This is a genomic window from Pseudomonas batumici, assembly GCF_000820515.1.
Taxonomy (GTDB): Bacteria; Pseudomonadota; Gammaproteobacteria; order Pseudomonadales; family Pseudomonadaceae; genus Aquipseudomonas; species Aquipseudomonas batumici.
Window position 1 is genome coordinate 24,774 of the sequence record NZ_JXDG01000049.1, and the last position, 7,519, is coordinate 32,292.

Annotated in this window: 8 protein-coding genes and 2 pseudogenes; 1 reads left to right on the top strand and 9 read right to left on the bottom strand. The window is 61.4% G+C overall.

All coding sequences use genetic code 11. From position 1 onward, the window contains the following. Window positions 1–38: 38 nt before the first annotated feature. Both UCMB321_RS31825 and UCMB321_RS31495 read right to left on the bottom strand, forming a co-directional pair. A pseudogene (locus tag UCMB321_RS31825) lies at window positions 39–1,058 on the bottom strand (methyl-accepting chemotaxis protein); the annotation flags it as partial. Between the two features lie 36 nt (window positions 1,059–1,094). After that, window positions 1,095–1,546 (bottom strand): annotated as a pseudogene (locus UCMB321_RS31495) (transposase); the annotation flags it as partial. A gap of 396 nt (window positions 1,547–1,942) precedes the next feature. On the opposite strand from UCMB321_RS31495, the gene UCMB321_RS18805 reads away from it, so the two are divergent. Next, the gene (locus UCMB321_RS18805; protein WP_040069724.1) at window positions 1,943–2,857 is read left to right on the top strand and encodes a LysR family transcriptional regulator; all 915 of its coding nucleotides are present in this window, start codon (window positions 1,943–1,945) and stop codon (window positions 2,855–2,857) included. A gap of 110 nt (window positions 2,858–2,967) precedes the next feature. Here UCMB321_RS18805 and madM read toward each other — a convergent pair whose 3' ends face one another. The 7 genes from madM to UCMB321_RS18840 form a co-directional block, all read right to left on the bottom strand. After that, window positions 2,968–3,732: a malonate transporter subunit MadM gene (gene madM / locus UCMB321_RS18810; protein ID WP_040069726.1), complete on the bottom strand. Its 765-nt coding sequence runs from the start codon at window positions 3,730–3,732 to the stop codon at window positions 2,968–2,970. A 1-nt stretch (window position 3,733) separates the two neighbouring features. Continuing rightward, the gene (gene madL / locus UCMB321_RS18815) at window positions 3,734–4,150 is read right to left on the bottom strand and encodes a malonate transporter subunit MadL (RefSeq protein WP_040069728.1); all 417 of its coding nucleotides are present in this window, start codon (window positions 4,148–4,150) and stop codon (window positions 3,734–3,736) included. Between the two features lie 157 nt (window positions 4,151–4,307). Next, window positions 4,308–5,111, bottom strand: coding sequence for a biotin-independent malonate decarboxylase subunit gamma (mdcE, locus tag UCMB321_RS18820; RefSeq protein WP_040069730.1), 804 nt, complete (start codon window positions 5,109–5,111; stop codon window positions 4,308–4,310). Further along, a complete protein-coding gene (locus UCMB321_RS18825) occupies window positions 5,108–5,959 on the bottom strand; it encodes a biotin-independent malonate decarboxylase subunit beta (protein WP_040069732.1) in 852 nt (283 codons plus the stop codon). Before UCMB321_RS18825 ends, mdcE begins: the two co-directional genes overlap by 4 nt. Then, window positions 5,952–6,251 carry a malonate decarboxylase subunit delta gene (locus UCMB321_RS18830; RefSeq protein ID WP_040069734.1) on the bottom strand — a complete coding sequence of 100 codons (300 nt, stop codon included), beginning with the start codon at window positions 6,249–6,251 and terminating at the stop codon, window positions 5,952–5,954. Before UCMB321_RS18830 ends, UCMB321_RS18825 begins: the two co-directional genes overlap by 8 nt. Continuing rightward, entirely contained in the window at window positions 6,251–7,231 is a 981-nt protein-coding gene (locus UCMB321_RS18835; RefSeq protein ID WP_040069736.1) for a triphosphoribosyl-dephospho-CoA synthase, read from the bottom strand. Before UCMB321_RS18835 ends, UCMB321_RS18830 begins: the two co-directional genes overlap by 1 nt. Then, window positions 7,232–7,519, bottom strand: a 288-nt coding sequence (locus tag UCMB321_RS18840; RefSeq protein ID WP_209437190.1) for a malonate decarboxylase subunit alpha, incomplete at its 5' end; no start/stop codon positions are given.

A 7,519-nucleotide genomic window follows, 5' to 3' on the forward strand; every position in this document is an offset into this window, starting at 1 on the left:
CGCTGGATGCCTTGTTGCAACACCCCCAGTTCGTCACGGCGGGTCACCACCAGGTTCTGGGTGAGGTCACCGCCAGCAATGCGCTCGACCACTGCCAGGGTGTCGCGGATCGGACGGGTGATCTGGCGGCTGATGATGAAAGCAGCCAAAATACCCAGCAGCAGGGTCAACAGGGTACTGCCCAACTGCAGGGTACGAGTATGGGCGACTTCGCTGTCGCGGCTATCGAGTTGAATCTGGTAAAGCGCGTCGCTAAGGGCCCATACCTCGCTCCCTTGGTCGGCCAATTCCTTGCTCATCAGGGTAACGACGTTGATAGCTGTTTTGTAGGCCTGCAAGGCTGTGCGGTAGTTGCCCAGGGCAGTTTCCAGCTGGCGCAGTGCATCCGGTTGGGGCGAGCTGAAATGTTCACCAAGCTGTTTCAGGCCATCGATGGTTTCATTGAGCTGGTTGAAGGCCTTTTTTTCGGTATCTGGGGTGCTCTCGGCGATGTAACCGCGAACTTCGAAACGGCTCAGCAGGAACTGTTCCTTGGTTTGGGTGATGGCCTGGAAGCGTTCGAAACGCTCCACATCGCCTGGGGGCATTTGCAGCACGCTACGGCGGACCGCCTCGATCAGCTTGAAGGCCGCTTCGCCGCTGTCGCCGAAGACTTGGCGTGCACTGCCGCGGGAGCGATACGCGTCGCGCATTTTATTCAGCGATTGCTGGTAGTTGCTGATGATAGCCGCTTGTTCTTTGGCCAGCTTAAGGCTTTTCGGATTTTGCATATGACCAATCAGTTTTTGCTGCTGGATGATGAACGCATCCAGATTGACCTGCATATTCTGTGCAGCGGTTTCATCACCATTGCTCAGCATGTATTGCAGGCGGCTCACGCGTACGTTGGTCAGCAACGCGTTTAACTGGGTGACCTCGCCAGTTCGGTTGCTGCGGAAGATCAGGCTGTCCAGGCTGGTCCAACTGATCAGGGCCAGGACGATAGTAAGGACCAGAACCAGGCCGAATCCCAGGCCCAGTTTGAGGCTGACGCTAATATTGCCGAACAGCTTATTCATTCAATCTCTCTCAGGGCATTTTGTTGTTGGTTTTCAGGTACTACCAAGCTGAGGCTTGATCACTCGAAACGGATGCTCAACCTTGCCACTGACTTGAACTTTCGCATATTAGATTTTGGTCTCAGACGGCCCATCAAACTATTTCCGCGTGTTCTTATAGCTGTTGGGCCAGACTGCAATCGACCAGATCATCTTGGGACCCTGATGTTCAGAACGCTTGTCGACATCGGTGCAACCGACATCACCACACACGTGAATTTCCTCGTCGTGCGGCAACTGATCGACTGAGTCACGTCCGCCACATTCGCCGCCGCGTCCACCAGGTTATGGATCAAGTCGGATTCGGTATCGACGTCAATGTGCGATTTCATTCGAAAAAAAGTATTGGTCGCTCCTTTCTTGGTCTGATGTATTTCGGGGGCACGTTTGCCTCCCTTGTTCTTGGTCGAACTGGGCGTATGAATGATTGTCGCGTCGACAGCAGTGCCTTAGGCTCTGTAAGAAATCCCGAGAAAACTAACCGCCAACTCTTGGGAGCTGAGATTTTCATGCCTTAAACCCGGAACAAGACCCTTCGGACGCTGGTGCCAGCAGATCAGATTGATTTGCTGCCTCAGCGTGGCCCGACGTTATCGAGCTGAAGCGGTGTCGCGAAAGAAGCACTCAACCCGTTCATCCACGAGCTGGCGGTCGGGGTGAAGTAATACGTGTCCGTCACTGTCGGTCTCGGTCACAAAGGAAGTCGGAGATAGAGACGAACGAATTATGCGGCGGTATTGAAGCCGACTGTACAGCTACCGCCTCTGGCGAACGCATTCGCACATCGGGCAACACAACACAACACCGCTTGGGCATAATCAACGGACTGAAAAAGAGTCTGCGCCATGTTGATCGACGAAGAACTGACCCTGAAAAAGCTTGAGGTGTTTCTGGCCTTCATGCGCACCGGCAACCTGGCCCGTGCGGCGGCCGAACTGCAGAGCAGCAATGTCAGCGTGCACCGGGCCATTCACTCGCTGGAAAGCGCATTGCGCTGCCCGCTGTTCAAGCATGAAGGACGCAACCTGACGCCACTGGAAAGCGCCCATGTGCTTGAAGAGCGAGCGCAGAAGCTGATTCAGGATGTGCTCGAGACCGTACGTTTGACCCGCGAAGCCGCCGGCTTCTCGGCCCAGCGTTTCAAGCTCGGCTCGCTGTATTCGCTGACAGTCAAGACCGTGCCGCAGCTAATCATGGGCCTGAAGATTCGCCGCAGCGAACTAAACATCGACCTGATCCTCGGCTCGAACATCGACTTGCTGTACAAGCTCAAGAACATGGAAGTCGACGCGATCCTGGTGTCCCTGGACGGCAGCGTCAACGACCCGGACTGCGAGCAGATTCAGCTGTTTACCGACGATATCTTCCTCGCCACGCCGGCCGACTCACCGTTTGCCCAACGGACCGAAGTCGACCTTGCCGAGGTGCGTAACGAGACCTTCATTACCCTGACCCAGGGCTTCGCAACGCACCAGGACAGCATTCGGTTCTTCAAGCAGGCGGGGTTCGAGCCGAAGGTGGCGATGCAGGTCAACGACATCTTCACCCTGTTGAGCATGGTCAGCTCCGGGGTCGGTTATGCGCTGCTGCCAGGGCGGGTTGCCGCGGTATACGAGAACCGGGTGAAGCTGATTCCGTTGCAGGAACGCTATCGGTTGCAGCAGCACATTGGGGTGGTGTTTCTGAAGGCCAAGGAGCGAGACCCGAATCTGCTGGCGTTGTTGGCGGAGTGTCGGATGTATGCCCATCGGCATGCCTGAAACCGAGGCGCCCCCTTCGCGAGCAAGCCCGCTCCCACAGGAGAACGAATTCCAAGTGGGAGCGGGCTTGCTCGCGAAGACGGCAGCCCATTCAACAAATAATCAAAGCCCTAGCCGACAATCCCGCGAACGATGAAGTACAGCAACGACGGCCCCAGCAGGCAGCCCAACCCGGTATGAAACGTCGCCGTCAGCGCGCCATACGGTACCAACCGCCGATCCGTCGCCGCGAGGCCCGCAGTCACACCGCTGACGGTGCCGGCCAACCCACCGAAGACCATCGCCGAGCGCGGGTTATCAAGCCCCATCCAGCGTGCGGCCATCGGAGTGCAGACCATCACCAGGATGGCCTTGATCAACCCCGTGGCAATCGACAGCGCGACCACATCGGAGCTGGCGCCAATCGCCGCGCCGGTGACCGGACCGACGATGTAGGTCACCGTACCGGCGCCAATGGTGGTTATGCTCACTGCATCGCGATAGCCGAATGCCCAGGCGATGCACGCCCCGACGATAAACGGCAGCACGGTACCCAGCAGCAGCGCGAGCGCCCCGATAAACCCGGCCTTGCGCGCTTCGGTGGCCTGCACTTCGAAGGCCGTGGCGACGATCGCAAAGTCCCGCAGCATGGCGCCGCCCATCAGGCCGATGCCGGAAAACACCGCGATGTCCGCCAGGCCTTTCTGCCCACCGGTGATCGTGCCGCCGACCCAGGCCAGCACCAAGCCGATGACGATGGCAATCGCCGAGCCATGAATCCGTCCGAACGTCAGGCGTTTTGATAGCACTACGGAGATCCACATGATCACGCCGACGAATGCGAACGCTGTGACCAGATCGTTATGTTTCAGACCCGCTTCCATGAGATTCCACATATCAGTGTCTCCCGATCGAGGCGGCATCCGAGGTTATGTCCTCAGGCTCATCCGGCAAGGGCTCGCCTTTGTGGATCCGGCTGATAAAAGCAATGGTGCAACCACAGGTCACTACCGAACCGATGGCGGCCAGCACGGCCACCGGGCCGCCGTGCAAGGCGGCGACGACGTTCTGTTGCGCGGCCATGGCCACCACCACCGGAATGTACATGGCGCCCCAGAAGCCGACGCCCAGCTCGCATTCCTTGGTCATGCCGCCGCGCTTGTGCGTCCACAACTTCACGAGAATAAGCAGGATCATCGCGATACCGACCCCGCCGACGTTGGACTTGACGCCCAATAACACGCCGAGCATGTCACCCACAAACACCCCTGCCAGCGTACAGATCGCCAGCAGTGCCACACCGTAAATAATCATTGTTGTTGTCCTCAAAGTGCATCGTCGAAGTTATTGTTTTTTGTCCTTCGTAGCCTGAGCGGTGTCTAGGGTCGACGGTTTCCCTCCTCACGCAACAACGCTTGCAACGTGTCCAGGCGAACACCGTCAAAGGCCAGGTCATGGGCCAGAAACCCGTTCACCATTGCTCACGCAACAGTTGGCGAACCTTGCTCGATGCCGCACGTTTGGTCGCGCCCAGACGGGAGCTCAAATCAGCCCCGGTGGCTTCAATGTCGCTAATGGCCGGGAGCAAGCGGTCGATGACCCTAGCCAGATCACTCGCGGTCGGCTGCTCGATCTGCTCCACCGTCAGGGTTTCCCAGAGCAGGCCGAGACTGGCGTAACTGTCGATGTCATAGGCCATCGGCGGCACGCTGGCGGCCAGGGCCTCCAGCTCTTCGACGCTGCGCAAGGTCACCCGCGCTGCCGAGGCCTTGCCCATGGCATGGACCATCACCCCGGGATCGCGCAAGGCGATCAGCCGATTGGCCTGGTAACCGTGGGCCAGAAATGCCCCGGACATGGCCTTGCCCACCAGCAGCGCGATCACCGCATGCCCCGCCAGGCGGGCCCGGGCATAACTGTCCGCCGCACCGGCCAGGGCCTGGTGAATCCCCAGGGCTTCCTCGCGACGGCCGTAAGCCTGGCTCGGCACATCGACAATGGCGACCAGGGCGCGCTTGTCCGTCCGTCCGCTGTCGGCCTCGATCACCTCGTCCACGGCCTTGGCCAGGCCCCAGCCTTCCAGCAGCCCGACCTCGCCGTTGCGGGCACGGACAAAACGATTGGCCGGATCGGCCACCACCGCCAGAAAGCGCACCGGCTGGCCAGCGAGTTGGCCATCCGCCACTTTCAATGAAGGCGGCAGGCCGGACACTTCGTCAGCGCCTGAGGCCAGCGCCTGGAACCAGTGCAAACCGCGCAGGGAATAAGCGCTCATGGGCGATCTCCTTGGAAAAGACGGCGTACCGTGGCCGGATCGATTTGAGGTTCGGCATCCAGCTCGGCCAGCCGTCGCAGGTACCAGTCCGCCTGCCGGCTGCGTTGCACATCGGGCAAACCGGCCTCCAGCAACTCGGCAATCTGTTGCCGGATCAACACCACGTCATCGGCCACATAACGATCCACCAGGCCGCTGGCGAAACGCTGCTCGCCACCGGTCAGGCTCCAGATAAACGGCCGGTCACGGGAGTCGTACTCGTCCAGCCCGGCCTCCTGCTCGATCACCTGCGGGCCGTTGAGACCCAGGCGGGCCTCCTGGGTCACCACCAGATAGCTGCACAGCGCCGCCGCGATGGACATGCCGCCAAAACAGCCGACGCTACCCGCCACCACGCCGATCACCGGCTGATAACGGCGCAGATCGACAATCGCCGCGTGGATATCGGCGATGGCCGCCAACCCCAGGTTGGCCTCCTGCAAACGCACGCCGCCGGTTTCCAGCAGCAACACGGCGCGGGTCGGAATGCCGTTGCGGTTGTCTTCAGCAGCCAACTCCAAGGCGCCGGCGATTTTCGCGCCGCCCACTTCACCGAGACTGCCGCCCTGGAACGCGCCTTCGATGGCGGCGATCACCACCGGCAGGCCGTCGATGCTGCCCTTGGCAATCACCACGCCATCGTCGGCCTGGGGCACCACGCCCTGGCGTTCGAGCCAAGGCGACATGACCCGGGCGAACGGGTCGAGCAACTCGCGAAAACTGCCGCGATCGAGCAAGGCCCGTGCCCGCTGCCGAGCACCGAGTTCGACGAAGCTGTGCTTGTGCAACAAACGCTCGCTGTCAGTCATGGCCGATCTCCTCGAAACCTTGCTCCAGGCGCAAGCGGACCACACCGGGGGTGGCACCGAAATCATGGATGGCGATGCTCAGCGCAGGCGGCAACTGGCCGTCGAACAGCCGCTCGAACAAGTGTTGCCAGCGGGCGGAGCTGCCGTTCACCGAGGTCGTCACCTGGATCGACAACGTGCCGGGATGGCCGGGTTCCAGCAACACTTCCAGGTCACCCGAGCCGACGCAGCCCACCAGTGCCCGGCCTTTGGGCGGTTGCCCGGCGGGGAATTCAAAGGACAATTTTTCCATCACAAGGCTTCCTGTTCGAGGCGGTCGATCAGCAGGCAGGCGGCGAGCAGATCCGCCGCGCCCCCCGGTGAAGCGTTCATCGCCAAAAGCTGTTGATCCAATTCATGCAGGCAGCGCCGTCCGGCCAGGCTAGCGCTGCCGCCCGCCTCCAGCACGGCGCGGGCGCCCTGTTGCATGGCCTGCAGACCGGGCACGCCGGCGCGGTAGAGCACGCAGGTGTCGGCCAGCGTGGTCATTATCGCGAGCAAGGCATCCAGCCGGGCGTTCTGTTCGCCGTGACCGGCGAGCCGGCTGCGCTGGAGTTGCGGCAGGCCGAGGCGGGTCACCGCCGGGAAGCCCAGCTGTGCCTCTTCACGGGCACCGCGAGCACCGTAGCGTTGCGCGACCTGGCTGCCGTGGCTGGTGCTGTTGGGCGCGTAACGGTCTTCCAGCAAGGCCAGGCGCGCGGCGCGCAGGGTCAGGGCATTGGCGGTCACGGAGCGAGGGTCCAGCGCGGCGGCCGCCACCAATAGCCCCAAGGCCCAGATAGCCCCGCGATGGGTATTCACGCCGCAGGTGGTCTGCAGCATCACCTGCTCGCCTTCGCGACCAATGCGGCCCAGCGCTTCACGCAACTCCCTGTAGGAGCGAGCTTGCTCGCGATGGGCGTCAACGATAACGCGGGGAACCTGATACCCCGCGGCGCCTGGACCACCATCGCGAGCAAGCTCGCTCCTACAGTGGCCGGTGTTTTCCGTCATGTCGCCGACGTTATCCATGCCTTGCGCCGCTTCGGCCATCTCCTTGAACATCGGCCAAAGCGACAACGCCGAGGCATGCATCAGGCCCAGATGCAGATCGGTGTGCGCACCGTTACCGCGTCGGTCCACCAAGGCCGGCTTGGGCGACAGGTCGGCTTCGTCGATCAGCGCTTCCACCGCGAAGTCCGCCAGGCGCTCGGCCAGGGACAGGGGTTGGGCTTGCAGATTGAAGGCGTGCATTTACCAGCTCCTGAATTTGGCGGGCGGGTTGTAGAGGCCACCCGACCATTCCACCAGGTCGGCCACACTCTTGGCCGCCAGCAGTTCGCGGCTGGCGTCGGTGCGCCGGATACCCAGGTCTTCAGGCAAGGCGATCAAGCCTTCGCGACGCATCCGCAGCGTGTCCCTGGGGTTATGCCGCAAACCGATGGCCGTGACACCCGCCACCGCAGCGATCATGGCCTGGCGTTCTTCCAGGGATCGCGCCTTGTACAGGTAGGCGATGCCTTCTTCAGTCAGCAAATGGGT